The sequence below is a fragment of the Mycobacterium kansasii ATCC 12478 genome, assembly GCF_000157895.3.
Lineage (GTDB): Bacteria > Actinomycetota > Actinomycetes > Mycobacteriales > Mycobacteriaceae > Mycobacterium > Mycobacterium kansasii.
On record NC_022654.1, the window covers coordinates 17,847 to 41,702 of the forward strand.

General features: G+C 64.8%; 23 protein-coding genes and 6 pseudogenes. 13 read left to right on the top strand and 16 right to left on the bottom strand.

Annotated elements, in window-relative coordinates; genetic code table 11:
- Window positions 1-69 precede the first annotated feature (69 nt).
- Together MKAN_RS27865 and MKAN_RS27870 are read right to left on the bottom strand one after the other, a co-directional pair.
- The gene (locus MKAN_RS27865; RefSeq protein ID WP_052552041.1) at window positions 70-999 is read right to left on the bottom strand and encodes an ABC transporter substrate-binding protein; all 930 of its coding nucleotides are present in this window, start codon (window positions 997-999) and stop codon (window positions 70-72) included.
- A gap of 683 nt (window positions 1,000-1,682) precedes the next feature.
- Complete coding sequence (locus tag MKAN_RS27870) at window positions 1,683-1,931, bottom strand: hypothetical protein (RefSeq protein WP_023363451.1); 249 nt, start codon at window positions 1,929-1,931, stop codon at window positions 1,683-1,685.
- Between the two features lie 378 nt (window positions 1,932-2,309).
- Here MKAN_RS27870 and MKAN_RS32660 point away from each other — a divergent pair.
- Both MKAN_RS32660 and MKAN_RS32665 read left to right on the top strand, forming a co-directional pair.
- A pseudogene (locus MKAN_RS32660) lies at window positions 2,310-2,657 on the top strand (amidohydrolase family protein); the annotation flags it as partial.
- A gap of 11 nt (window positions 2,658-2,668) precedes the next feature.
- Entirely contained in the window at window positions 2,669-2,992 is a 324-nt protein-coding gene (locus MKAN_RS32665) for an amidohydrolase family protein (protein ID WP_023363454.1), read from the top strand.
- Window positions 2,993-3,147: 155 nt separating this feature from the next.
- Here MKAN_RS32665 and MKAN_RS27880 read toward each other — a convergent pair whose 3' ends face one another.
- Window positions 3,148-3,777 carry a TetR/AcrR family transcriptional regulator gene (locus MKAN_RS27880; RefSeq protein WP_023363456.1) on the bottom strand — a complete coding sequence of 210 codons (630 nt, stop codon included), beginning with the start codon at window positions 3,775-3,777 and terminating at the stop codon, window positions 3,148-3,150.
- A 91-nt stretch (window positions 3,778-3,868) separates the two neighbouring features.
- Here MKAN_RS27880 and MKAN_RS27885 point away from each other — a divergent pair, with 91 nt between their 5' ends.
- The 4 genes from MKAN_RS27885 (at window position 3,869) to MKAN_RS27900 (ending at window position 6,662) form a co-directional block, all read left to right on the top strand.
- Window positions 3,869-4,354 carry a peroxiredoxin family protein gene (locus MKAN_RS27885; RefSeq protein WP_033718792.1) on the top strand — a complete coding sequence of 162 codons (486 nt, stop codon included), beginning with the start codon at window positions 3,869-3,871 and terminating at the stop codon, window positions 4,352-4,354.
- 121 nt (window positions 4,355-4,475) lie between these two features.
- Window positions 4,476-4,898 carry a pyridoxamine 5'-phosphate oxidase family protein gene (locus tag MKAN_RS31260; RefSeq protein ID WP_023363460.1) on the top strand — a complete coding sequence of 141 codons (423 nt, stop codon included), beginning with the start codon at window positions 4,476-4,478 and terminating at the stop codon, window positions 4,896-4,898.
- 255 nt (window positions 4,899-5,153) lie between these two features.
- The gene (locus tag MKAN_RS27895) at window positions 5,154-5,735 is read left to right on the top strand and encodes a peroxiredoxin-like family protein (protein WP_023363462.1); all 582 of its coding nucleotides are present in this window, start codon (window positions 5,154-5,156) and stop codon (window positions 5,733-5,735) included.
- Window positions 5,736-5,795: 60 nt separating this feature from the next.
- Window positions 5,796-6,662, top strand: a complete 867-nt coding sequence (locus MKAN_RS27900) for an enoyl-CoA hydratase/isomerase family protein (protein ID WP_023363464.1) — start codon at window positions 5,796-5,798, stop codon at window positions 6,660-6,662.
- On the opposite strand, the pseudogene MKAN_RS33245 reads toward MKAN_RS27900, so the two are convergent.
- The 4 genes and pseudogenes from MKAN_RS33245 to MKAN_RS27925 form a co-directional block, all read right to left on the bottom strand.
- Window positions 6,653-6,790, bottom strand: a pseudogene (locus MKAN_RS33245) (ATP-binding protein); the annotation flags it as partial. The gene MKAN_RS27900 and the pseudogene MKAN_RS33245 overlap by 10 nt on opposite strands.
- Before the next feature lie 63 nt (window positions 6,791-6,853).
- The gene (locus MKAN_RS27910; RefSeq protein ID WP_023363468.1) at window positions 6,854-7,606 is read right to left on the bottom strand and encodes an SDR family NAD(P)-dependent oxidoreductase; all 753 of its coding nucleotides are present in this window, start codon (window positions 7,604-7,606) and stop codon (window positions 6,854-6,856) included.
- A 246-nt stretch (window positions 7,607-7,852) separates the two neighbouring features.
- Window positions 7,853-8,236: pseudogene (locus MKAN_RS27915) on the bottom strand (ATP-binding cassette domain-containing protein); the annotation flags it as partial.
- A 345-nt stretch (window positions 8,237-8,581) separates the two neighbouring features.
- Window positions 8,582-8,905: pseudogene (locus MKAN_RS27925) on the bottom strand (alpha/beta hydrolase-fold protein); the annotation flags it as partial.
- Between the two features lie 70 nt (window positions 8,906-8,975).
- Here MKAN_RS27925 and MKAN_RS27930 point away from each other — a divergent pair.
- The 5 genes and pseudogenes from MKAN_RS27930 to MKAN_RS27950 form a co-directional block, all read left to right on the top strand.
- A pseudogene (locus tag MKAN_RS27930) lies at window positions 8,976-9,560 on the top strand (mammalian cell entry protein); the annotation flags it as partial.
- Window positions 9,550-10,893 carry an MCE family protein gene (locus MKAN_RS27935; protein WP_023363473.1) on the top strand — a complete coding sequence of 448 codons (1,344 nt, stop codon included), beginning with the start codon at window positions 9,550-9,552 and terminating at the stop codon, window positions 10,891-10,893. The pseudogene MKAN_RS27930 and the gene MKAN_RS27935, both read left to right, overlap by 11 nt.
- A gap of 2 nt (window positions 10,894-10,895) precedes the next feature.
- A complete protein-coding gene (locus MKAN_RS27940; protein WP_079457956.1) occupies window positions 10,896-12,053 on the top strand; it encodes a virulence factor Mce family protein in 1,158 nt (385 codons plus the stop codon).
- A gap of 2 nt (window positions 12,054-12,055) precedes the next feature.
- Window positions 12,056-13,504 carry an MCE family protein gene (locus MKAN_RS27945; protein WP_023363477.1) on the top strand — a complete coding sequence of 483 codons (1,449 nt, stop codon included), beginning with the start codon at window positions 12,056-12,058 and terminating at the stop codon, window positions 13,502-13,504.
- Between the two features lie 232 nt (window positions 13,505-13,736).
- A complete protein-coding gene (locus MKAN_RS27950) occupies window positions 13,737-14,741 on the top strand; it encodes a glutathione S-transferase family protein (protein ID WP_023363479.1) in 1,005 nt (334 codons plus the stop codon).
- 48 nt (window positions 14,742-14,789) lie between these two features.
- Here MKAN_RS27950 and MKAN_RS33160 read toward each other — a convergent pair whose 3' ends face one another.
- From MKAN_RS33160 to MKAN_RS27975, 6 genes and pseudogenes are all read right to left on the bottom strand, one after another.
- The gene (locus tag MKAN_RS33160) at window positions 14,790-14,990 is read right to left on the bottom strand and encodes a deazapurine DNA modification protein DpdA family protein (protein WP_418303276.1); all 201 of its coding nucleotides are present in this window, start codon (window positions 14,988-14,990) and stop codon (window positions 14,790-14,792) included.
- Window positions 14,942-15,345: pseudogene (locus tag MKAN_RS27955) on the bottom strand (sulfate ABC transporter substrate-binding protein); the annotation flags it as partial. The pseudogene MKAN_RS27955 and the gene MKAN_RS33160, both read right to left, overlap by 49 nt.
- Window positions 15,346-15,410: 65 nt before the next feature.
- Window positions 15,411-16,397 carry a hypothetical protein gene (locus MKAN_RS27960; RefSeq protein ID WP_023363483.1) on the bottom strand — a complete coding sequence of 329 codons (987 nt, stop codon included), beginning with the start codon at window positions 16,395-16,397 and terminating at the stop codon, window positions 15,411-15,413.
- Window positions 16,394-16,912 carry a DUF6932 family protein gene (locus MKAN_RS27965; RefSeq protein WP_023363485.1) on the bottom strand — a complete coding sequence of 173 codons (519 nt, stop codon included), beginning with the start codon at window positions 16,910-16,912 and terminating at the stop codon, window positions 16,394-16,396. The genes MKAN_RS27960 and MKAN_RS27965 overlap by 4 nt, the downstream gene beginning before the upstream one ends.
- A 17-nt stretch (window positions 16,913-16,929) precedes the next feature.
- The gene (locus MKAN_RS32385; RefSeq protein WP_023363487.1) at window positions 16,930-17,595 is read right to left on the bottom strand and encodes a hypothetical protein; all 666 of its coding nucleotides are present in this window, start codon (window positions 17,593-17,595) and stop codon (window positions 16,930-16,932) included.
- A gap of 151 nt (window positions 17,596-17,746) precedes the next feature.
- Window positions 17,747-18,103, bottom strand: a complete 357-nt coding sequence (locus tag MKAN_RS27975) for a helix-turn-helix domain-containing protein (RefSeq protein ID WP_023363488.1) — start codon at window positions 18,101-18,103, stop codon at window positions 17,747-17,749.
- A gap of 131 nt (window positions 18,104-18,234) precedes the next feature.
- Here MKAN_RS27975 and MKAN_RS27980 point away from each other — a divergent pair, with 131 nt between their 5' ends.
- A complete protein-coding gene (locus MKAN_RS27980) occupies window positions 18,235-19,188 on the top strand; it encodes a site-specific integrase (protein ID WP_225332378.1) in 954 nt (317 codons plus the stop codon).
- Window positions 19,185-20,612, top strand: coding sequence for a hypothetical protein (locus MKAN_RS32390; protein WP_023363492.1), 1,428 nt, complete (start codon window positions 19,185-19,187; stop codon window positions 20,610-20,612). The genes MKAN_RS27980 and MKAN_RS32390 overlap by 4 nt, the downstream gene beginning before the upstream one ends.
- Window positions 20,613-20,876: 264 nt before the next feature.
- Here MKAN_RS32390 and MKAN_RS27995 read toward each other — a convergent pair whose 3' ends face one another.
- The 3 genes from MKAN_RS27995 to MKAN_RS28005 all read right to left on the bottom strand — a co-directional run bounded on the left by MKAN_RS27995 (window position 20,877) and on the right by MKAN_RS28005 (window position 23,417).
- Complete coding sequence (locus MKAN_RS27995; protein ID WP_023363493.1) at window positions 20,877-22,244, bottom strand: hypothetical protein; 1,368 nt, start codon at window positions 22,242-22,244, stop codon at window positions 20,877-20,879.
- A complete protein-coding gene (locus MKAN_RS28000; RefSeq protein ID WP_007172311.1) occupies window positions 22,241-22,828 on the bottom strand; it encodes a hypothetical protein in 588 nt (195 codons plus the stop codon). Before MKAN_RS28000 ends, MKAN_RS27995 begins: the two co-directional genes overlap by 4 nt.
- A 67-nt stretch (window positions 22,829-22,895) precedes the next feature.
- Window positions 22,896-23,417 (bottom strand): hypothetical protein, encoded by a 522-nt coding sequence (locus tag MKAN_RS28005; protein WP_007172312.1) that lies wholly within the window; start codon window positions 23,415-23,417, stop codon window positions 22,896-22,898.
- Window positions 23,418-23,856: the final 439 nt, after the last annotated feature.

Consider the following 23,856-nt stretch of genomic DNA (forward strand, 5'->3'; position numbering starts at 1 on the left):
TCAGACGATCGAAGAACCGCCGGCGTCGACGGGGCGCATTTGTCGCCACGGGCGCAGTCACCATCATCGTCATCGCGGAGGTCCGACCAGGTCCTTGACATCGACCTTCTGCTGAATGAAGCCAGCATCGGCCAGGAAATCGGCCTTCGCCTGGATGTCGGCAATGACCTCCTGAGTCAGCGTGGCGGTGAAGTCGTGGCGCGGCCAGGCCAATTCGACCACCTCCGGATCGACCCGAACTTCAGTGGCCACAATCGATTTCGCTTCTGCCGGTGATGCGCGGATGAACTCCTTTGCTTTGCCGATGGCAGCGACCAAAGCGGAGTAAACGGCCAGTGCATCTTCGGCCAGCCCGGGCCGTGCAACCGCGATGGACTGGATCGCAGCATCGCCTGCCGGTAGCAGCCTGGCGGTCTTCTGGACAAGCTGCTGCTGCACGAACGGCGGCCACACCGCCCACGCATCCAGGTGACCTGATTCGAACGCCGCCTTCGCGTCCGGCGGGGCCATATCGATCACTTGAATTAACTTGGGATCGACGCCGGCATCCTTGGCGATCTTGATCAAGGCGTAATGCGACGACGTACCCGCTAACACACCGACGCGCGCTCCGCCCAAATCGGCAGCGCTCGCGATCTTGCTGTCGATCGGTACGAGGATGTCCTGGACCAGGCTCGCGCCCAGAGCCACAATCCTGCAATGAACTCCCGCCGCCGCGGCGATTAGAGCCGGCGGCTCGGCCATGAAGACCATGTCGACCCGGTTTGTCGCCAACGCTTCTGTGACGGCTGGCGCCGAGTCGAATTCCACGTAGTCGACTTTCGTGCCGGCGCCGACGGCGGATTCGAACAACCGTTGCTTGCGCGCGATATAGAACGGTGCGTAATCGACTGCGCTGGCGAAAGTCCCAATCCGGACTGTATCCGGGGCACCACCGCCCCCGCCACAGCCACCTACGAAGAGCACGAGTGCCACAACAAATCCAATGCGGCCGACCAACCGGGCTAGCCGGCCGCCGCGAACTCGGAGCGTCGACATTCTGCAGACTCCCTTGCTACCAATCTGTCGCACGATAGATATTCCTGGTTATGGATCCATTACGTAGCTGTAGCGCACTCGTATCGCTGAACCGGATCAACAAGCCCGGCTCCAAGGACTTCAACCCTCCGAGGCAGACGGGTCTGCGCAATCGGGTCTGCGCAATGAACTGCGCCTGCTGGCACCGCATTCCCGTCCCGCACAGCGCTCGATGACCTGATAGACGATCCGGCCACGCGGACGTCGCAGTGCGGTGGGTATCGATGTTCTCCTGCATCGTCAGAGTCCATGCGCCCACCCGACAACAAACCGTGGCGCCCGCACAATAAGTTTGCAGTTCCTGTTGCGAGCGGCCACCGTTATGATCACCGCGAGTCGAAACCCGGCCTCGTCCACCGCCCTGCACTGCCCTAGAAATCTGCGGGGTTCGCCACCACAAGCAACACAGACGCCCCTCCCGCAAGCTTGAACAATGTCTTACCGCGGGCCTACGGAGAAGCGGAAGTAGTCGGGCTGGTATCGACGTTCACCGAGTCGCCCCCAGACACGCCACCACGGCCAGCCCGGCCTGGCTTGCCGGGCGAACGACAGCAACAAAAGCGCCAACACCGAGGACAGCATCGGAATCCCGACCGCCGCCTCCTTCAGCTGAGCGCGAACGTCCGCCGTCCGCTGACCATCATCACAGTGGCTTCGAGTGGGATGCGGTGTGAACAGAACGCCTGTGCCAGTTCGATATCCGAATCGGACGTGCACATCGTGACGGTGACGCCGATGACACGGTGGATACTGGACTTCGCGGCAGCCGCGGTATGGTCTAGCGGCACAAGGAGATTGGTCTCGGAATCGGGATGCCGCGGCGTTGCCCCGTGCAGGGGGGAATAGGCGACCACGTTAAAGTCCTTCGCGCCGCGCTCCTGCAGCTGGCCGTCGCCGTTTGCGAACCCGGACGCTCTGTCGCCGTCTTCGACTGCCGAAAAGCCATGCTGTCTGCAAGATCGGCCTGTCGGCCGCGACCAAACATGCTTACGCCCGCTTGGACACCAGCCCCCTGTGCGACCTCATCCGCTGTTCGTTCAAAAATGTGCACGCCGCCAACTCGCCAGCGCCGACGGCACAATCAGCGCATCGCGCCCGACCGCTAAGGATTTTAGGAGCGCCAGTACTTTCGGCCCCAGCAGTCACCACCACGGCGGCGACACAGCCGTTGGGCGTGAGGACTTCAGACGGAATCGGCGCCGAAACGATGAAATTACACCCTTGGGTTCCGCGGTTTTGCGGCCTTGCCGCTGCAGGACCCGGCCGGGGCGGCGGTCGAGCTGGAACGCTGCGTGCGACAGCTCGGGTTGTCCGGGGCGCTGGTCAATGACTGCATCCACAGACCGGGCGGACACTGCCTGGATGCACCCGAGTACGACGAGGTTTGGGCCGCCTTGGAAGCGCTGGGCGTAGCGCTGTATCTGCACCCGGGCGCCCCGCCGGCCGATCGGTGGCATGCCCTGGACGGTCGGCGCGAACTGTATGGCCCGACGGGGAGTTGGGGCGCCGCGGTCAGCGGCCACGCCCTGCGGATACTCTTCGCCGGAGTTTTCCGACCGCCATCCCTTCGGCCACCCTGATCTTGGGCCACATGGGCGCGTTCTTGCCGTTGCAGCGCAGCAGGCTCGACTCGCGTGTCCGCACCATCCAACCCGGCACACCGCTCAAGCAACCACCATCGGCCTACATCGGCACCAACATCGTGTTCACCACCAGCGGGGTGTTCTCGCCGGCGACCCTGACCGGGGCGGTGCTGGAGGTGGGCGCCGATGCTGTCATGTTTTCCGTGGACTACCCGTATGAGTCCTCGCAAGAGGCCGTCGCCCGGCTGCAGCGAACAACGCTCAGTGCCGGTGACCGGGCAAAGATCGCCCACGCCAACGCCGAACGCATCCTCGCGATCTCAGCCCGTTGAGCCGCACCTATCCATCCAAGACGGTCGCGGCACAACAGCGTCGGGTTGGCCGTGGCGTCGCTGCCGATCCGAACCAGCCTCTCGGGTGGGGCCGCCCTGCCGGCGAGCTGACGTCGACTGAGTCGCAGGCTGCTGGCTGATCAGCGCCGTCGCGCCTATGGGTTGCGCCGGTAAGCACTGACGTGCCCGAGCGCCATGTTCAGGGCGAGTTCGACGGGGCGGGCGCTGCGCATGGTCTGCGCCATCAGCAGACCGCCTTGCAGCGCGCTCATCATTGTCAACGCGAGCTCGGCCGGGTCGGCCTCGGCGGCCAGTTCGCCGTTGTCGCGCATGGCCACAAAGCCCGCGGACAGATACGATTCCCATTCGGCAAAGCACTGCGCGAGCACGTGTCGCGCAGTCTCGGATCGCTCAGCGAGTTCACCGACCAGCGAGCCAAGGGGGCAGCCGCCGACACCCTGCCTCGCGCGGGTCATGGCAACGAGGTGATCACACCAGCGCTGCAGACCCTCCCACGACGAGACCTCGCGAAGGTCGGGCTCCTGGGCGGCGATCACGCGGCCGAGCTGGATGGTGATCACCTCGCGAATGAGCGCGTCCTTGTTGGCGAAGTAGTGATACAGCTGCGACTTGCTGGTGGCGGTGACGGCCATGACATCGTCCAGGCTGGTTCCGGCCACCCCGTGCTCCTGCACCAGCGACGCCGCCGCCGCGACGATGCGGGCTCTAGTCGCCGCGCCGCGAGCCGTCAGCCGCGAACCAGCAGGGCCCTCCGTTGACACCATGACCGCAGCCTACCGACACTGGACTTGCCAGTCCACTCCTATGTCATCATGATGGACCGAGTAGTCCACCCAACCCCTCGGAAGGATGCCGATGTCCCGACTCGATTATGGTCAGCTGTTTCCCCGGATCGAGGTTCCCGCCGTCGGCGGCGCCACGATCTCCCTGCCCGGCGATCTCGCCGGGTCCTACGGCGTCATCTTGATCTACCGCGGGTCGTGGTGCCCATACTGCAATGCCCAGCTGGCCGGGTTCTCCCGCGCGCTCGACACGCTCAGTGAACTCAACGTCAAGGTGATCGCCTTGTCGGTGGATGATGAGCAGACCTCGGCTGCGCTGGTCGCCAAGCACAAGCTGCGTTTCCCGGTTGGCCATAGCGCCGACGCCGACGCGATCGCTGCGGCGACGGGTGCCTACGTCAACGACCATCCCCGTTATCTGCAATCGACGGGCTTCGTGCTGGCACCTGATGGGACGGTGCGGCTCGCGGTGTACTCGAGCGGGGCCATCGGGCGGCTGGTTGCCGACGACGTCATCGGTTTCGTCCGGTACCTGTCCGAGCACCCCGACGCGCGATGAGCAACGCCGCACACCGCTGCAGGCCGCTGCCGTGCCGCCAGACCAGCCCGACGGAACACATGCAGCCGAGCCGCCTGGTGCCCGCCGCCTCTTCCCCGGCCAAGCGGCGCGGGCGGTGAGGATGTCGAGCCCGATCCCGGCCAGCATCCGGGTGCTTATTGACGGACCGAATTACGCGCACCTGTCCACAGTTTCGGCCGGCGGTCATCCCCGCAATTGGGTGGTGTGGGTCGCGCGCGAGGACGACAACGTCCTGATCTGCACCCATGCCAAGGCCCCGAAGGCCAAGGACATGCGCCGCGACCCTCGCGTCGGCCTGTCGATCACCGCGTTCGACAACCCCTACCGGATGGCCGCCCTGCAGGGCAGGGTCATCGCAGTCCGCGACGACGCCGCCTGCCACTACATGGACCCGATCTCAATCAAATACACCGGCGCCGCCTTCCCGAGCCGCGGCCCCGGACGCGTGTGCTTTGTCATCGCGATCGACAACGCCAACCAGCACACGCTGGACTTCACCCACAACCCAACGGAAGCCGGATGAGCACCGCAACCAAAGCAACACATCGGGGCAAGACACATCGAAGTGCGGTGTGGCCCTAGCGGAAAGGGGCCGGGTCCGAACGTGGTCGACGACGACGACGCGGGCGTGGACCCTCCGGCCCCCCAACGAACTCCCCGCCCGGCACACTACGAGCCGACGAGGCGAGTGAACGCCCGCCGGCACCGAATTGATCGTCGACGGTGGGCATCTGCTCGCCCGACCTGACCATCGGCCCATCAGTAGAAGGAGATCATCATGGCCCGCACGGCCCCAGCACGATCCAAGCGCGTCACTGTCGGCGAGCAGTTCCCCACCCTGCTGCTTAGGGGACTCAACGACGAACCCGTACAGATTCCCGACCCCACGGGCGCGCTAACGCACCTGCAGTTCCGGCGTTTCGCAGGCTGCCCGGTATGCAATCTGCACCTGCGCTCGATCAGCGGACGAATCGAGGAGATCAACACCGCAGGCATCCGCGAAGTGGTGGTGTTCCACTCCACCGCCGCCGAGCTGCGCAAATACCAAGACGATATGCCCTTTGCGGTGGTCGGCGACCCCGACAAGGATCTCTACCGCCGATTCGGGGTGGAAGCCTCGACAAAAGCCCTCAGACTCGCGGCCTGGCGCGCGCTGCCCGGCGGATACTGGCACGCCATCAAGACCGCGATCGCCAAACGCCGCTCACCACTGCCCGCCTCACCGACCAACGGCAACCTCGGACTGCCCGCCGATCTGCTCATCGGGCCCGATGGACGAATCCTCGCCGCCAAGTACGGCAGCCACGCCTACGACCAATGGACGGTGGACGAAATACTCGCCACCGCACGCCAACAGTGATCGCCATCAACAACGCCCACCGGGCGCGCAGGACTTCACCCACAACCCCAAGGAAACGCGATGAGCACCCAAGCCGACACTTCGCCACGCTTCAGCGTCACACGCACCACCCCTGCACTGTGGCGGGTCACGTTCGACAACCCGCCCATCAACCTCGTCGACCCGCTGATGGTCGTCGAACTTCACCAACTCCTCACCGAAATCGAACAAGACCACCACGTTGCCGTCATCGTGTTCGAAAGCGCCAACCCCGACTTCTTCCTTAACCACGTTGACGTCGCAGCCGACCCCTCACCACTCACGGCGCTGCCCACCGCGCCCTCGCCGTTTCATCACTGGACCAATCTGCTGATCCGGATCAGCAAATTGCCAGCCGTGACGATCAGCGCCATCCGCGGCCGAGCGCGTGCCGCCGGCAGCGAGCTAGCGCTGGCCACCGACATCCGCTTCGCCAGCCGCGAACGGGCGATCCTCGGACAATTCGAAGTCGGCTTCGCCGCCATCCCAGGCGGTGGTCCATCCAGCCGGCTACCCACGATAGTCGGCCGCGGACGGGCCCTGGAGATCCTCCTCGGCGGCCACGATTTCACCGGTGAGCTGGCCGAGCGCTACGGATACGTCAACAGGGCCATCCCCGATGCCGAATTCGACGCATTCGTCGACGCATTCGCACATCGGGTGTCACGCTTCGACCTGCTCGCCCTCGCCGACATCAAACGGTTCGTGAACAACGCGTCACTACCTGCCGACGCGACCCTGCTCTCCGAAATGGACACACTCATCGGGGCCTTTGCGCGCCCCGCCGCCGCATCGATCATCGCCCAAGCACTCAAAGACGGCTTCCAACAGCCCGGCCCACTCGAGCTCACACTCGGCGACTACATCAACGACGTCCGCGCCGCGCCGGGCACACTGCCAACCCGGTGACCTGTAAGCTCCCAGCGGAGATCGAGCATCGCGGCGGGCAGCTTGGGGCTGAGGGTGAAGTCGAAGTCTTCGAAGGTGTTGTGCTGTTCGAAGCGAGCGCGACCGACTCGCCGTGCCAGGGCCGCGGTCATAGGACTCGGGTGCAAAGGTTTAATCAATAGTGGAGTACGAAAAGGAGCCGTGACGAGGAGCTATGTGACGGCGAGGCCGCCGTCCACGGCGAGAACTTGACCGGTGACCCAGTCCGAACCGGGATCGGTCAGCTTGATGATCCAGGCTGCGACGTCGTCGGGGACGCCGCGCCGCCCCAGCGGAATGGTTGCCGTCTCCAGGGCTTTGACTTCCTTTATCGCGTCCTCGCTGAGTCCCATCCTTTCCTTTAGAAATGCCGTTTCGACAGGCCCCGATGCGATCGCATTCACCCGGATGCCTGTGGAGGCCAGTTCAAGCGCCCAGCAGCGCGTGAGATGCTCGACCGCGGCTTTACTTGCCGCATAGTGAGACAAGCCAGCAGCAGGTTTCGACCCGTATGTACTGGACACATTGATGATGCTGCCGTGTGATCGGGCCAGATGCGGAAGGGCCGCCTTAGCCATGAGAGTAGGGCCGATCACGTTGATTCGGAATGTGTTGAATATTGCTTCGATCGAAACGTCGGCGAGCGCGGCGAGGACGCCCGCTCCGGCGTTGTTCACGATGACGTCTAGGCGCCCCCACCGCGCCATCGCGAAATCGATGGTCCGATAAACGTCGTCAGCATCGCCAGCATCGGCGACGAGCCCCACGATGGCTCGGTCATCGCGTGCGATGTCGTCGAGTCTGTCCTGTCGGCGGCCGGTGATAAGAACGTTGGCCCCCTGGGCGGCGTATAGTTTAGCAGCGGCGAGACCGATGCCCGCGGCGCCACCCGTGATGATCACAGTCTTCTCGGAGAATTTCGGCATAATACTTTCCCATACTTTCGAAAGTGCAAGTCCAACAACAGACCAAGCGCTGACCCCATGGTCGCGACCCGCGCGGTCGACGAGGTGATGAATGATTCAGTGACCGCAACGTTCTCGCCAGGGGTCGGCACATGCCTAACCGACCATCGGTTCCTCCATTCCGCACCGTCGACGGATCACGCATTAAGTCGAGCGTCCATGGCTCGAGATATCTGATCGACATCGAGTTCCCCGGGTTGGGAAGGATCCTGGTGGTTCATGCTCCTCCATGACGATGTTGCGGAGCTCGCTTTCCTTCTTCTTGGTGTGCTCACGCAACGGGAACGCGGTGTTGTCATACAGGCTCATCGAACCGAACAGCGCGCCGTCCTGGAACATGACGCCGAACAGTGTGCGGATGTCGTAGAGCTCCTTGGCCGAGCACTCGATGATGTTGGTGCCGTCGACGATGATCTTGCCGCGCTCGGGGCGCAGCAGACCGATCAAAGACTTCAAGTACACCGATTTACCGGTACCCGAGCCCAGCAGGACGCTGACCTCACCGGCGGGGATCTCCATCGTGACGTCTTCCCAAATTCGCTGGGCCCCAAACGACTTCGTCAACCCCTCAACCGAAACATCAATACCCACCGGACATCCCTTCGTGCATGGCGCCTATCCTCAACCGCCTTACCACCAGTTGCCTTGTGTGCTCACCCGTGAGCCACATCGGCGATGCCGATGGTGTCGCCGATCCGGGGACGACCACCGGCATATGTGGCTCTTCCTGAGTCAGATCCACGTCGTCCTCCAGTTCCGGAACGATTGGTATGAACTGGCACAAGAACGTCGCCGCCAACGAACACGGATTATCGGTGTCGGCGCGTGCCGTAGACGGCGCCGCGCATGTGAGAATCGTGGCGAGCGCACCTGCGGTAGTGGCGGCCGGAGTTCGTCCGCGCCGGAGTACTTGGGCCGCCCGGTTGCGATCGATGGTCATCGGATGGTAGCGGTCATGTCGGGGGCCATGGCTGCCAGCTGGGGAGCCCAGCTGTTCCAGTCGTGTTGCCCACCCTGGGCAATGTCAAAGTGCCCGTTGCGTCCGCCTGCGCTGCGGTAGTGGTTATAAAAGGATCGATTCGAGCCCTGCGCCTGATCGCAATGGCCGATCATCGCCGCCGGATCACTGCATGTCAGAGTGGATGGGCTGTAGACCCACAACCGGGTGTCATTGTCGACAAGCAGCGGTACGTGCACGTCAGGGTCATGCCACTTCCAACGACCTAACTGCGCGGCCCCCCACATGGCCTGGTGTTGGACGTCTCGTCAGGTGATGACGGTGGAGGGGTTTCTCGTCACTTGTGCTGAGGATGTGGTGGGAGAGGGGGCGACCCTCAAACCCGCGTTGGACAAACTCAACGGCGTACTGGCGACGCTGGACAACCGAAAAGCTGAGATCCAGCAGTCGATCAAGGGACTGAACTCCTATGCGATGAGTTTCGGCGAGGTGTTGTCCGGGGGGCCCTTCTTCAAGGCCTACATCGCCAATCTCATTCCAGGCCAATTCATTCAGCCATTTGTCGACTCCGCATTCTCCGACCTCGGGTTGGACCCCAACGTCCTGCTGCCGTCGCAACGCACCGACCCGCAGACGGGTCAGCCGGGAACCCCGGCTCTTCCGGCGCCCTACCCGCGCACCGGGCAGGCTGGCGAACCGCGGATGACGCTGCCCGACGCGATCACCGGAAACCCCGGCGACCAGGCATGTGGTCCGCCCGCAATTGCGCTACCTGGTCCCGGCTGCTATCCCTACCGGGAGCCGTCACCCGCGCCTGCGCCTGGCGGTCCACCTCCCGGTCCACCGGCGAAGCAGGTACCCGATCCCAACGCATCAACGCCGCCGACGCCAAGCCCGGTGTTCGTACCCGCACCCGGCGAACCGACGGCCTCCAGTGAGGCGGGCAATGATCAATAACCGCAGAGTCAAGGCAGCGCTGACGGCGGCGCTGGTCGTCCTCGTCGTGGTCGGGGGATACGTTGTCGTGCAATTCATTCGAGCTTCGAATCGCACGCATGTCGTTGCCTATTTCGACAACAGCAACGGCATCTTCCCCGGTGACGATGTCCGCATCCGTGGTGTCAACGTCGGCAAGATCGACAAGATCGAGCCAGAACCCACCCGGGTGAAAATCAGCTTCTGGCTGGACAGCGAGTACGCGGTTCCCGCCGACGCCAAGGCCGTGATCGTATCGCCGACGTTGGTGACCGCACGTGCCGTCCAACTCACCCCGCCCTACACCGGCGGCGCCACCCTGCAGAACGACGCGGTCATCCCCCAGGAGCGCACCGCGGTTCCGGTGGAATGGGACGACGTCCGCGTTCAGCTTGAACGCCTCACCCAGGCGTTGCAGCCCACCGAGCCTGGCGGCAGCAGCACCTTGGGAGCGTTGGTTCACACCGCCGCGGACAATCTCCGCGGTCAGGGCCCAGCGATCCGGGACGCGGTCATCAAACTGTCCCAGGCACTTTCGGCGCTCGGCGATCACAGCGGCGACATCTTCACCAGCGTCAAGAACATCGCAACGCTGGTGACCGCGCTGAAGGACAGCGCCGGACTGCTCGAGACCCTCAACGGAAACCTCGCTTCGGTCACCGGACTGCTCGCGGACGAGCCCGGCGAGGTCGCCGGCGCCGTCAAAGACCTCAATGATGTGGTCGGCAAGGTCAGCAGTTTCGTTGCAGACAACCGCGAAGCGCTGGGCACCACCTCCGACAAACTCGCATCGGTTTCGACTGCTCTGAACGAGAGCCTGGACGACATCAAACAGCTCCTGCATATCCTGCCGACGACGGCGGCCAACGCCGCCAACCTCTATCAGCCCGCACAAGGCAGCCTCACCGGCATCGCCGCGGTCAACAACTTCGCCGACCCCATCAATTTCCTGTGCGGCGCCATTCAGGCGGCATCACGCCTGGGTGCCGAACAGTCGGCGAAGCTGTGCGTGCAGTACCTGGCGCCGATCGTGAAAAACCGCCAGTACAACTTCCCGCCGCTTGGCTTCAACCCGTTCGTCGGCGCCACGGCACGCCCGAACGAGATCTCCTACAGCGAGGACTGGATGCGCCCGGATTACGTTCCGCCGCAACCGGCTCCAGCTGCGCCGCCCGCCCCACCCGGCCCCCCGTTGGCCGCCGAACAGGCAGCACCCACAGATGCGGCGGCCATAGTCGGCGGGCCGGCGCCGCAGACCACCGACCCGGCAGCCGGGCTGGCGGGAATGATGCTGCCTGCGGGGACGGGGTCATGACGATGCGCAGCTGGCGACGGATACCGGCCGCTGTCCTGACGTGCATCCTGGCGGCCACCGCGGTCGCAGGCTGTGGGTGGCGAGGGCTGAATTCCCTGCCACTCCCCGGAACCGAAGGCGGTGGGCCCGGGGCTTACACCATCCAGGCGCAGATGCCTGATGTGAACAACATCCAGCCCAATTCACGCGTGCGCGTCGGTGACGTCACGGTGGGCACAGTCACCAAAATCGAGCGCCAGGATTGGCACGCGCTGGTGACCATGAAGCTCAACGGCGATGTCACGCTACCCGCCAATTCGACAGTGACACTGGGCCAGACGGCATTGCTGGGATCGCTGCACATCGAGCTGGCGCCGCCGACCGACGAAGCGCCTGAGGGCAGGCTTCATCAGGGCTCGCTGATACCGCTGTCATCGGGAAAGGCCTACCCATCGACCGAGCAGACACTGGCGACCGCCTCGTTGCTGCTCAATGGCGGAGGTATCGCCAAGGTACAGGACATCACCACCGCGCTGAGCACCGCGTTATCCGGGCGGGAGGGAGACCTCCGCAGCCTGATGGATCAGTTGAACACATTCGTCACCCGGGTCAACGATCAAACCGGCGACATCATCGCGGCCAGCGACAGTCTCAACCGCCTGCTGGGCCAATTCGCCGAGCAGAAGCCGGTTCTCGACAAGGGCCTTGACACAATCCCCGACGCCCTGGCGGTGGTCAATCGAGAACGGGAGAATCTCATCGACGCGGTCGACCAGTTGGGCAAATTCAGCGCGCTGGCTGCCGATTCGGTCAACAAGACCAAAGCACCGTTGGTCCAGGAACTCAAAGACCTTGGGCCGGTGCTGGAATCACTGGCCAACGCCGGCCCGGCGCTGACACATGCGTTGGACCTGATACCCACGTTCCCGTTCCCGAAATCCACCTTGACCAAGTGGTTCCGCGGCGACTACGCCAACGTGAGTCTGGTCGTCGACCTGACGCTGAGCCGGATCGACAGCTCCATCTTCACCGGAACCAGATGGGAATGCGATCTGACATGGCTGGAGATGCAGTGGGGCCGAACCATTGGCCAGCTGCCCAGTCCGTGCACCAACAGTGCGCCGCCCAACGGCGCCGGTAACCCCCTACTGGCGCCCTACCGCTACAACCAGGGACCGTAACCGTGTATCTCAGCAAGCTGGTCAGACGCCAACTGTCGGTCTTCTCCGTCGTCGCAGTCGTCGCCGGAGGCACGATGGCCATCGGATACCTCGACCTGCCCAAGGCGCTGTTCGGAATCGGCCACTACCAGGTGACGGTGAACCTGCCATCGTCTGGGGGGCTGTACAAAGACGGCAACGTCACCTACCGCGGGGTTGAAGTCGGCCGCGTTGAGGACGTTCGGCTCAACGGCGGCGGAGTCGACGCGGTGCTGTCATTGAAGTCTGACACCAAGATTCCCGCCAACGTCGACGCCAATGTGCACAGTCAGACAGCTGTCGGCGAGTTGTTCATCGAGCTCGTCCCCCGCTCCGGCGACGGCCCCAAGCTCAAGGACGGTGACGTCATACCTGCCGACCACGCAACGCTGCCCCCCGATATCAACACCCTGCTGGCTCAGACCAACGCCGGACTGCAAGCCATCCCCCACGGCGATCTCAAGACTGTGATCGACGAGTCCTACACGGCGATAGGAGGATTAGGGCCAGAACTGGCGCGCATCGTCAAGGGGGCAACTACCCTTGCCGCCGATGCGCGCGCAAACCTCGACTCGCTGACCACCGTGATCGATCAATCCAAGCCCGTGCTGGACAGTCAGATCAACTCCTCGGACTCGATCCGGGCCTGGGCGGCCAACGTCGCTGAGGTCACCCGCCAACTGCAAGAACAGGATCCCGCGCTGAAAGGCGTGCTGGACAGAGGGCCTGCCGCAACAACCGAAGCACGCCAGCTGATTGACCGGCTCAAACCCACGCTGCCCGTGGTCCTGGCCAACCTCGTCAACCTCGAACAGGTGGCAGTCACCTACCAACCCAGTCTCGAACAGATCCTTGTCCTGTTCCCCAAGGACATCGAAATGCTCCAGGCGGCCCAACTCGCCAACCGCGATACCAAGCAGGACTACAAGGGACTGTTCCTGTCGTTCAACCTCAACGCCAACCTCCCTCCGCCGTGCACCACCGGTTTCCTCCCCGCTCAACAGGTACGCTCGCCCAGCGAAGTGGACTATCCCGAACGGCCGGCGGGCGACATGTACTGCCGGGTGCCGCAAGACTCGGCGTTGGACGTGCGCGGTGCGCGTAACGCCCCATGCATCACACGCCCAGGCAAGCGTGCACCCACCGTCAAGTTGTGCGAGAGCGACGAGGACTATGTGCCTCTCAACGACGGCTACAACTGGAAGGGCGACCCGAATGCCACGCTGTCCGGCCAGTCGGTACCCCAGCAGCCGCCGGGGACGCCGCCACCAGCCGGTCCCCCCGCACCGCCACCCATCGCGGTCGCCCAGTATGACCCCGCAACCGGCACGTACACCGGGCCCGACGGTAAGCAGTACACGCAGACCGATCTCGCTCGGGACGGGCGGCCGCGCGCGTGGCAGGACTTGCTCATCCCACGCGGTGGTGACTGATCGATCCGACGTGGAGCGCAGCGCATGCGAGCTACACCAATGTTCTAGGTAAAAACGTGAGATGTGTTGATGGGCATTAATACCCAATCGGTCGAAGACGCTCTTTGGACGCCGGAGGTGGCTAACCGATTGCAGGTCGAAACCCTGACCGGCACCCCTCGTCTAAACCTACGGCCACATCAATCCCACACGATTCCAGATCGGGTAACCCCTTGAAAAGGACGAGTAAACCATGAGCTATGTCGCCGCGGCCGGCGAATTCAATCGCGACACCAACTACATCAGCAGCCGCATCACCGCTGACGGCCGCGACGGCTATCCCGTCGAACCAGGCCGCTACCGCCTGATCGTCGCGCGGGCCTGTCCGTGGGCCAACCGCACGATCATTGTGCGACGACTGCTCGGCCTGGAAAAGGTTCTGTCTATTGGCTTTTGCGGACCAACGCACGATACACGCAGCTGGACCTTCGACCTCGACCCAGGTGGCCTCGACCCAGTGCTGAAGATCCATTTCTTACGCGACGCATACAACAAGCGCATACCGGACTATCCGAAGGGAGTCACGGTGCCCGCGATCGTGGACGCGCCGACGGGCGCAGTGGTCACCAACGACTTCGCCCAAATGACCGTGGACTTCTCGACGCAGTGGACCCATTTCCATCGCGAGGGCGCCCCCCAGCTCTATCCCGAGCGACGGCGCGACGAGATCGACGACGTCGCTCAGCGCATCTACACCGAGGTCAACGACGGCGTCTACCAATGCGGGTTCGCGAGCTCACAGGATGCATACGACAGAGCCTACGACCGATTATTCAGCGCACTCGATTGGCTTTCTGAGCGCCTACAGACCCAACGCTATCTCGTAGGCGACACCATCACCGAGGCAGACATCCGGCTGTTCACCACACTGGCCCGATTTGACTCCGTATATCACGGCCACTTCAAATGCAATCGGTCGAAACTCACAGAGATGCCGACGCTGTGGGCCTACGCGCGGGATCTGTTCCAGACACCGGGCTTTGGCGACACCATCGACTTCGTGCAGACCAAGCAGCACTACTACATCGTGCACACGGATATCAATCCGACACAAGTCGTGCCGAAGGGTCCTGACCTGTCAAACTGGCTCACGCCGCACGGCCGGGAAGAGTTAGGCGGTAGGCCGTTTGGAGACGGCACACCACCTGAGTCGACTCCCGAGGGGGAACACATGCCCGACGGGCCCGAAGCCCGATAGTGTCAGACGGTCTCGACACACCAGACAGCACGGCGTACCTGCTCCAGCTCACAGACCTCGTCCTCGCACATACAGTCCTCGCGGCCGCGCATTCGAGCTGTCTGAGTCGCGGTCATAGCGCTTCACTGCCACCACACACTCCTCGGGCGTGGTATGCCAGCCACCGTAAAGCGTTAAATCCCAGAGCCCACCCGCGAATGGGATGCTCTTGATCCGAATGGGATGCTCTTGATGTTGTCGGCGTTCCAGTCCTTGGCTACCTCATCGGCCCTGACCAGTCGGGTGACACCGGGCTCCACCGAGAAGTTGACGATGTCGGCGGGCTTGCGGTCGACAACGGCGCGCGGCTGATCACCCGAGGCGCCGTAGTAGAACGTGGTCACGGCCACTCCCCTGCCCTCCGGCGTGGCGGCGAAGGCGTGGATGGTCTTGCTCCAGCCGGGCTTCGGCGCGGCGTGGGCACCACGCGTAGCGTCGTCTCACCGGTCGGCCGCTTGTCGCCACCGGCGACATCACCTGGCGGCCCCCCGCCGTATCCCGCGAGCAGGGTTGCGGTAACGGCCAATGCGGCTGCGCTGCCCCATGACTTGCTGATGTGCCTCATGAACCGCTCGATGTGGTTTAACGGCAGCGGCCGCCCGCCGCGTCGCGTGCCCGACAGCAGCAAGGTTATTCGGGGTAGGGCAGTGATTCGGCGGCACGTTCGATCTGCAGCAGGCTGCGGCTGGTTGTCATGCGAGTCGATTCCTCACTGCTGAGCGCGCGCACGGTTTCGATCTGCACCTGCACGACCACTCCCTCCTCGGCGGCCAGCCGCGCGGCGGCGGCGAGGGTGTCGGGGTCGCTGACGTTGACCGCCAGAGGGGTTTTGGTGCCTGACGGGGTGAGGTATAGGCTGCCGAGGCTGCGGCGGAAACCGTCGATGGTGCCGATCGCCCATCCGCGTTCGCTGTCGTAGTTGTAGTTTTTCAGTTCGCTGCCAAGCAGCGCGGCTCCGGCCTGGGTGAAGGCGACTTCGGTAGATCCGAGGCCGCGCTGGCGTATCTGTCCGGCGATGTCCCATCCAGCTGTTCTCATTGCGGATGTGGAGCGCAGCAGGCCTCGTCGCGCTTTGATCGGTAGGTCACGCACGTCGCTGCCGACTCCGGCGGCACTGGAGCTAGCGTTGGTGAACAGCCGGGCGATTGTGCGCAGCGCCTCCGAATCGGGGCTTGAGGCGAATTGGCTTGTGCCGCCGAGTGGTACATGCTTCGCATCTCCGTCAAGTGGGGCGTCGGCGCGCAGCACAACCCGCACCGAGCCGGGACCGAGCCCGTGTATGAGAAGGTTTCGATTCAGCGCGTTCAGTTGAAGTCTCTCTCGAACGATCGCTTTGGTGGCGTCGTTGACTCCGGCGACGAAGGTTGCGAGTTTGTCCGCGCGGGTGGCATGGCCCCGCACCCCGGCGCCCTCCAAGTGCAGGTCGAGCTCGACTTGTTCAGGCGCGGTTTCTTCGGCCCAGACGCGTTCTGCGGCCGGATCACCTTGTACCGTGCCCGAATACAGCTGGCCGAGTGCGAAATCCGCGGTGTCGGGGAAATGCTCGTATTCATAGCGGATGGCGGCTCGAAGCAGGTCGTCGTCGCTGAGGCCGGAGAGGTGGCCGAGACCGGTCATTGATCGATCACCTCCACGAAGCCCTTTGTCGCACTGTCGATTATCTCACCATCGGGGCCGATCACCCGTGACCACCACCGGCGTTGCCGCTCAACGGCATATGGGTTGTCGCGGTTCACCACCAGGGCGTCGGTGAGCCCGCCCATGCAATGCAGCTTGTCTGTCTGCACAACCAGGTCACTGTGCCCGAGGGTGCCGGTGACCGAGCCGAGAGTCCACAGCGGCAGTGCGGCATCACCGTGTACCTGCTCCAACGCGTGAGCTGGCACCAGACAGGCGAAATCGCCGTCGCCGGGCGTGTCGTCTTTATAGGTGCAGAAGCCGCCGCTGAGCCAAATCGTGATCTCGTGACGATAGAACAACTGTCTGACAAGGGTGATGTGAATCCGGATCGCATCCAGAATCAAGCCACGCCGCTCGCGCGTGTGATCGGCAGCGTCATCGACGAATCGAGAGCGTACCTCGTCCAACGTCGCCCGATGGATGCCCGGCGGTAGTGTTCCGTGCTCGCCCATGCAGCGCGGAAGCATGTCTACCCCCCGTCGACGTCGATCCGCTCCTTCGTCCTGGTGCGAATGTACGCAGGCCAGGGGTCCCCGGCCGCGGCGGCCTCGTCCAGTTCGGCGTCGGTCATCTCCTCCGGCGGCTTGCCGTGCCAGGACGGAGGCATCGCGCTGGTGTTGCTCAAAATGTCCAGCGTCTCGTCGATGCAGCGCATCGCATCCTGTGCGGCGGCCACGAGTTGGCCCGTCGCGGGCTGAGCAACGTCGACCGCGCTCAACGCGGCCCCAAGCCGTTGCCGCGCATCGACGAGGTTGGTCAGGTCGCTGCGGGTCGCCACCGCGCCGGTGTCGTCGGCGATGAATGCCCGAATCAGCTCGTCGATCGCCTTGCACTGGCGGGTGTTCATGCGCTGGGCCTCAGACGGCGGCTCATACCCCACCGCACCCGGCGCCCTCACCCCAGCCGCCGCGAACGCGGTATTCTCCGACACGTCGGCCAGGTAGGCGATCGCCCGAATCGACGCATCCGAGGGCCGGGTGGCATACGTGCCCTGCCGCAGCCGGTTCAGCGTCGCGTGCGAAATGTCATGCCCGCCGTGTTGCGCCAGCTCGGCTAGCCTGCGCCCGGACGCCCCACCGTAACGTTGCGCGGCGACGTCGATCAAATCGATCAGCGATCTGCTGGTCTTACCCATAGTCAGCCCACCGCCCATTAGCTCGGTCTGTTGACGCGTCTGTATGTTCGCGCGACACCTAGTGTTCTGCCACTTGTAACGTGAGTCAAGCGCAACACACCGCATCGGCGGGCCTGCAATCGAACTACAACCCTGTAACCTGCCTCACGTGTCAGACGCCACTCGCCTTTCGGGTGGTCGCTCGGTGCTTGGAGCGGGGGCGGCTTTGCACGTCGTCACGTTCGGGCCACAGCCGTCGGCCCAGGGCCTGTTCCAGGCGGGCCAGGGAGCCGATGTCGCAGAGCACGGTGCCGGCCAGGATCCGTCCGATGGTGGTGTGGGCCACTCCGCTGGTCGCCGCGAGTGCTCGCTGGCCGGTGGCGGTCTCGGTCATGGCTGCGCGCAATGCACGCGCGAGCTGCTGCGCGGCAGGTGCCGACGGTGGCGCGTCGGGGTCCAGGTCGGCGTCCGGCCAGAACCCCCGCAAGACGTATGCGCTCGGTGGGCGGTCACCATTGCTGCGCGACACAGGCCCACGATATCCCGCCCCACCGTCGCCGCAGGCCGACGTGTCGGACCCCTCTGCTCCAATGGTGCATACACGCACCACTTGGGAAGGGGTCACCATGATGATCCAGCTGTCATCAACGGCGGCGCCGCATGCTGAGGCCCGGGGTGCAGCTGCTGCTGCCGCTGCAGTGGGGGCCGGCCATGGCTGACGGGAGCCTGGCCGCGGCGGTGCAGGCGGTGACCGGTGCGTGGATCGCCGATGGGGTGCTGGCCGCGCAGACGCTGGACAAGTTCGGTCTGCTGATCCGCCGATTCAGCCGATTCGCCGCAGTGCACGACGTCACCACCCTCGCCGCAGTCGATCACGCGCTGGTCGCGAAATTCGTTGCGGCCAAAGGCCGTACCCGCCACGGTGTCGTATCGGACGCGGCGGTGGCGACCATGCACAACCGCCGTGCGGCGCTGCGCGCGTTCTTTCGCACCGCGCGCCGGCTGCGGCTGACGCTGGACGACCCGACTATCGACATCGCCGTCCCCGCCCGACAGTCGTCCTGCCAGCGCCCACTGTCCGAGGATGAGGCCGCGCTGGTGCGGTTGTTTTCCGAACGCACCGCCCCGACTCGGCACGCCGCGACCGCGGCGTTGCTACTCGCCGGCGCGCACACCTCCGAGCTGGGACACATCACCGCCGCCGATCTGGATCCACAGGCCGCAACCGTGTGGATGCACGGCTCGAGCAAGTATCGCCCCCGCACACTGACGCTGGACCGCTGGTCGATGCGAGTGCTTTCCGAGCGCGCCGCCCACCTCACCCGCCCGCTACCCAGCCCCAAACCCTCGCCGGTGTTGTGCACCGGCGCCGGCGGAAGCGACGCACATAAGCAGGCCCGGGTGTGCGTGACCGTGCGCGAAATCCTCTCCCGCGCCGAGCTATCCGACGACTCCGGGGTGCGGCCGGCATCGCTGACCGCCTTCGCGGCGCGCCGCGAGTTCGACCGCACCGGCCGCATCGAAGACGCCGCGCGTCTCATCGGCTCACCCTCGCTGGACACCACCGCCGCCCTCATCGGCTACCACTGGCATGACCGGGCGGGCCCGTTATGAACCCCAAAGACCGGTCCCGTAAAAAGGCCGGCGCCTACGGCGCCGAACGCATCAAGCAACGCGAGCTGCGCCGGGTCGAAACGCCAATGGATCTCACGCTGCTGGAGATCGACACCATCGAGGCGATCGCCTCCCACGAGGTCATCTATCAACTCGCCGCGGTCCTGCCCGTCCACGAGCCGGGAACCCCGGGCCGGCGTCCGCACTACCCCCCATGGGTGCACGTGCTGCACAAGGCCCTAGCCGGGGTGCTGGGCTCGCACAGCAAGGCCGCCCGCGCGATGGCCCACCCCACCTACTGGCGCACCATCCGCCACCGGGCCGCCAAACATCAGCCACCAAGGGCGCCGCGGCGCCCACCACAGCGCTGGCACCACAACTACGCCCAACGGCTACTCGACGAGTACACCGACAAGCTGCTTGACACGTTTCGCCTGCTCGCGCGGCGGCTCGCGCGCGAACTCGGTTGTCTCGACCCAGACGCTGGGGTGTCCCACACCAGCCCGGCGCGCGGGCAGTACGTCGTCGGCGATGGCACCGTTGTCGCCGCACCAGTGCGCAAGGCCACCGCCGACCACTGGGCCGAACAAGGCGGACGCCACGTGCACGCCGGCATCGAAGCCCAAAACGGCGACAGCGACACCGAATTCCGCTACGGCACCAAGTTCGCCATGCTCAGTACCCGCCCCGACACCATCCGCAACAACAGGGTCATCCTCGACGTCGACGCCGTGCCAGCGGGCAAGGGCTACGGCGGTGAAGCTCGTGTCGCTCTCGACATGATCGACCGCGTCGTCGCCGACGCCGACGTACGGTGTGACGGCGTCTGCTACGACGGAGCGTTCCGCGGCAAGCACATCGACCGCGCCATGAAGCTCGGGTTGACCGTGCTCTCACCGATGCACGACAGCACCCGCGTACCCACCGCATTCGCCCGACTCGAGTGCTCGTGCGGCGACGTTCATGACCTGTGGACCGAAGATGGACGGATCTGCGAACGCCAGATCCTCGACGCCGGCGACAGACACATGCAGCCCTGCCCGGTGGCCAAGATCTACCCGCGCGGCAACGCCGACGACAGCCACCGCTGGTACATCGAGTTCGCCACCCCATCCTGCGGCACGGTGCATCGTACGCGTATCGACACCACCGACGCCGACCGCAGCTGCGGCTACAACCGCGCCGAGCACCTACGCCAGCACGTCAAGACCGACGACCGCGGCAGCGTCTACGACCGTTGCTATGGCTGGCGCGAAGACAGCGAAAGCCTCAACAACACCCTCGACCGCACCCTCTATGGCGGGCGGATGATCGCTTTTGCTGCGGTTCGCCAGTTGACCGTGATGCTCGGATTCGCTTTGGGCCGAAACGCAATAGCGGCTTACCTGCACCGCCGACGACACCCCGAAGAGCGAACCGCCTAACGCCGCCACCACGACAGCGAGGCTCACTCAGGCCGGCCACGGACGCCAGCGCGTCGCGTGGCTATCGTCGCGCCCGCTACACTCACACCCGCTACTCCCCGACGACCAGCTAATTCGCCGGGAACAACACCAGGACGCCACGAACACCGCCGAAAACCACCCCGCGCTCCCACCGGCTAGGTTTTAGTCAGGTATCCAAAGACGTCCCCGTCCCACCCGTGTAGGTTTTGGTGGCGAAATTCGCCATCTGGCGTCCGGTCGGTCTCAACGCCGCCAAGGATGAGCGTCGAGCATCGCCGTCACCACCTCAGCCACCGCGTCACCGGTCGGATCTTGCTGGCCCAGCCGCTGTGTCGCCGAGGCGATTCGGGCCAGCAGGCCGCCGTATGCCTGGGTAGCCGCGCCCACGTAGGTGTGCGCGGCGTGGGCTTGCCAACCATCGCTGTACCGGGCCGACAAGGCGTGTAACTGCTCAGACAGATCGGCGGCTTGCCGCTGCACCGTCGCCACCAGGGCGCGGACAGCCTCACCGTCGACCGGCTGACCGTCGCTGATCATGCCGGCTTCCAGTACCTGGTCAAGGGCAGCGACCGCCGAGAGCGCGTCTTCGATCGGGCCGGTATGCGCCCGCACTTCCGGGGCGGGAATAGGAACACTGAGCAGATCCGGGGCGCCCGCGCCGGCCAGGCGGGCCTGCTCGGCTTCTGCGCGTGCCTGCGCGGCCTCTGCTTGAGCCGCATGTAGAGCCGTCACAGCGTCGTCAGCTTCTGCCCGGGCCCGTGCCAGTGCAGCGCGCACCGTGGCAACCTCGCCATCGGCGCGGCCCTGCACGGCCGCGACCTCGGCCGCCGAGCGAGCGCGGACCTCTTCGAGCTCGCCGCGCAACTCTTCTAGGGCTTGGTGCGCTGCACCGCGCTCGGCGGCCCGCTCGGCGCTGCGTTGTTCGGCGCGTTCCTGTGCGGCACGCGCCTGCTCCTGGGCGGCTGCTACTTCGGCGCCGGCGTCGGCGCGTACCCTTTCGAGCTCGGCTCGGACCTCTTCGAGGGCTTGCTGAGCGGCTGCGCGTTCCTCGCGGCGCTCTGCAGCTCGTTCTTCGGCCCGCTCATTGGCGGCGCGCAGCTGCTCGGCGGCCGTGGTCTGCTCGGTGGCGGCGTCGGCGCGTACCTGTTCGAGCTCGGCGCGCAGCTCGTCCAAAGTCTGTTGGGCGCTGCGAAGTTCGGCGGCGTGTTGGGCGGCCTTACTCGCGGCCGCGGTGTCTGCTCTGCGCGCCTGTTCGCGGGCCTCGGCGGCCGCCCGGGCGGACTCCGCGGCCTCGCTGCGAGCTATCTGTGCGGCCGCTTCCGCGTCGCGTTGGAGCTGCTGGGCCTGGCGCGTCTGATGCTCGGCTACCGCGCGACGATGATCGGCCTCGACAAGCCGCATCACCGGTGAAAGATGTTGCGGTGCTGGGCCTTCGCGGTTGCGGTGCTCGATGAGCTCAGATTCACTCATCGCGGCCGCCGCGGCTACCTCTGCAGGCGAGGCTTTGCCGTGCCGCTGCGCAGCATCGACCGCGGCGGTGGCGGCCCGTTTGGTGATCGGCGCCCAGCGATCGACGTCGAGTTCCTCGATGTGCTGCCGCAGGTGTGTCATCGGCGCTGACGGCGGCGATCGCTGGCGACCGCCACTTTGCTGGGGGTCTCGGGCGGTGCGCCATTAGTCTGTGCCGGTTCGGCCGCGGGCTGATTTCCTCGTGGCCGCTGGTCGGCCGGGGCTGTAGCGGACGGTTCTGAGGGCACGCTGCCCTGGTGGGCCAAGAGCCGCGAGAATTCGTTCAGATAGACCGTGACCGCCTCGGCGAGGGTGTCGGCGCGCAGATCCTCAGCGTCGCGCAACAAACCCCGCAGCAGTTCGAGAGCTAATTCTGGCCCCAATCCCACGGTGGCGCGTTGGTTGTCGGCCGGTTCTACACCGGCGGTTTCCACTATCCACACCAGCCGCTGCCAGCACTGCTGGACTGTCGCATTGTCGCGTTCGGCATCACGAATTTGCTGGTAGCGCTTGGTGGCCCGCCCGACCGCAAACAGTGCGACGGCGGCCAACACGAGGGCTGCCAGCAGGGCCGCAGCCCCGCCGAACCCGGCTGACATCAGAAACTCACGGGCCGGTGGCAAGTCAGGCAGCCGTTGAGCCACCCAGACATCCGAAATCATCGGCGACGTCGCAAGCAACGACATGGGAAAACCATACCGAGACACCACGGCCGTGCGCGACGCTCAGCCCAATTTGGTGCGCCCCCGTCTTTCACATAAAAGGGCTAAAAGGCCCCGTCGCCCTCGGGGTGCTTGCCCAGCGGAAGGCCAGCCGCCGGGGCTCGCCCTCATCGTTCCTGACCTCTTTTGACGCCCGTGATTCATTGGGCTCAAGGTTGAAGGTCGTCCGGGCACTCTCCAGGGCGTGCGCTCCGTAGTACTTGGCGTAGTGCTTTAGCAAATAGTCGGCGATCACCTGGTACGCGTTTTCGACCGAGACGCACCCTGCGAGCTGTTCCCATTTGGCGGCTTCTTCGCTCTCCCAGTCGGCGTCGCTGACCCACAAGGTGCCGTTCTCGATGGCCACGAGCTCTACATAGCGCCACGTGTGTGGCGCGTGGTAACGCACCTGTGTTTCGCCGATTCCGGTACCGAACTCCGGGTGCTCGAACGCGGCGCGCTGCGTGGTTTTGAGAACCCCATCATTGAGTAGCTCAACGGCCGCGTACCGCTCCGTTTGACCGTCACTGAACGTGACATCGGCCGGCCCCAACGTGTCATCTTCAATGCTCATCGCCACCCCAGTTCGATTCTTATCTTTGCGGCATTCTCTCAGCGGCATAGGACATGTCGTAACCACCAACTAGTTCAGAATCGCCAAGCGGTGCTGCTCCTAGGCCCACCCCGGCTCGGGTTCGGCGTAGGAAGTGGTGAGCCGTTCAACCACTTGCCCGGTACGTGTGTCGATTAGCGTCCATTGCTCTTCGATGCAGGTTCGGGAGCCGCCGACGTGTCTCCGTGTCATCCGGAGCTGCCGAAACTCACTGTCGCCCACGCTTATCCATATAGTGGGGACCATGGGCACGTCTTCGGCCACGTACCAATCAAACTCGCTCTGTCGCTGAAGCGTCTCGACAAGACCGGTATGGTCAGTGAGGTACCCGGTTCCCGAGCTCAGCGCCACGAAATACCGTGGCGGGTCGCCATCGCCTTCGCGCATCCTGCCCTAATCT

Bases quoted from the DNA above. Each gene is read 5' to 3' on its own strand.
- MKAN_RS32665 (WP_023363454.1), top strand. From the start codon at position 2,669: ATGGGCGCGTTCTTGCCGTTGCAGCGCAGCAGGCTCGACTCGCGTGTC.
- MKAN_RS27880 (WP_023363456.1), bottom strand. From the start codon at position 3,777: ATGGTGTCAACGGAGGGCCCTGCTGGTTCGCGGCTGACGGCTCGCGGC.
- MKAN_RS27885 (WP_033718792.1), top strand. From the start codon at position 3,869: ATGTCCCGACTCGATTATGGTCAGCTGTTTCCCCGGATCGAGGTTCCC.
- MKAN_RS31260 (WP_023363460.1), top strand. From the start codon at position 4,476: ATGTCGAGCCCGATCCCGGCCAGCATCCGGGTGCTTATTGACGGACCG.
- MKAN_RS27895 (WP_023363462.1), top strand. From the start codon at position 5,154: ATGGCCCGCACGGCCCCAGCACGATCCAAGCGCGTCACTGTCGGCGAG.
- MKAN_RS27900 (WP_023363464.1), top strand. From the start codon at position 5,796: ATGAGCACCCAAGCCGACACTTCGCCACGCTTCAGCGTCACACGCACC.
- MKAN_RS27910 (WP_023363468.1), bottom strand. From the start codon at position 7,606: ATGCCGAAATTCTCCGAGAAGACTGTGATCATCACGGGTGGCGCCGCG.
- MKAN_RS27935 (WP_023363473.1), top strand. From the start codon at position 9,550: ATGATCAATAACCGCAGAGTCAAGGCAGCGCTGACGGCGGCGCTGGTC.
- MKAN_RS27940 (WP_079457956.1), top strand. From the start codon at position 10,896: ATGCGCAGCTGGCGACGGATACCGGCCGCTGTCCTGACGTGCATCCTG.
- MKAN_RS27950 (WP_023363479.1), top strand. From the start codon at position 13,737: ATGAGCTATGTCGCCGCGGCCGGCGAATTCAATCGCGACACCAACTAC.
- MKAN_RS27960 (WP_023363483.1), bottom strand. From the start codon at position 16,397: ATGACCGGTCTCGGCCACCTCTCCGGCCTCAGCGACGACGACCTGCTT.
- MKAN_RS27965 (WP_023363485.1), bottom strand. From the start codon at position 16,912: ATGGGCGAGCACGGAACACTACCGCCGGGCATCCATCGGGCGACGTTG.
- MKAN_RS32385 (WP_023363487.1), bottom strand. From the start codon at position 17,595: ATGGGTAAGACCAGCAGATCGCTGATCGATTTGATCGACGTCGCCGCG.
- MKAN_RS27980 (WP_225332378.1), top strand. From the start codon at position 18,235: ATGCTGAGGCCCGGGGTGCAGCTGCTGCTGCCGCTGCAGTGGGGGCCG.
- MKAN_RS32390 (WP_023363492.1), top strand. From the start codon at position 19,185: ATGAACCCCAAAGACCGGTCCCGTAAAAAGGCCGGCGCCTACGGCGCC.
- MKAN_RS27995 (WP_023363493.1), bottom strand. From the start codon at position 22,244: ATGACACACCTGCGGCAGCACATCGAGGAACTCGACGTCGATCGCTGG.
- MKAN_RS28000 (WP_007172311.1), bottom strand. From the start codon at position 22,828: ATGTCGTTGCTTGCGACGTCGCCGATGATTTCGGATGTCTGGGTGGCT.
- MKAN_RS28005 (WP_007172312.1), bottom strand. From the start codon at position 23,417: ATGAGCATTGAAGATGACACGTTGGGGCCGGCCGATGTCACGTTCAGT.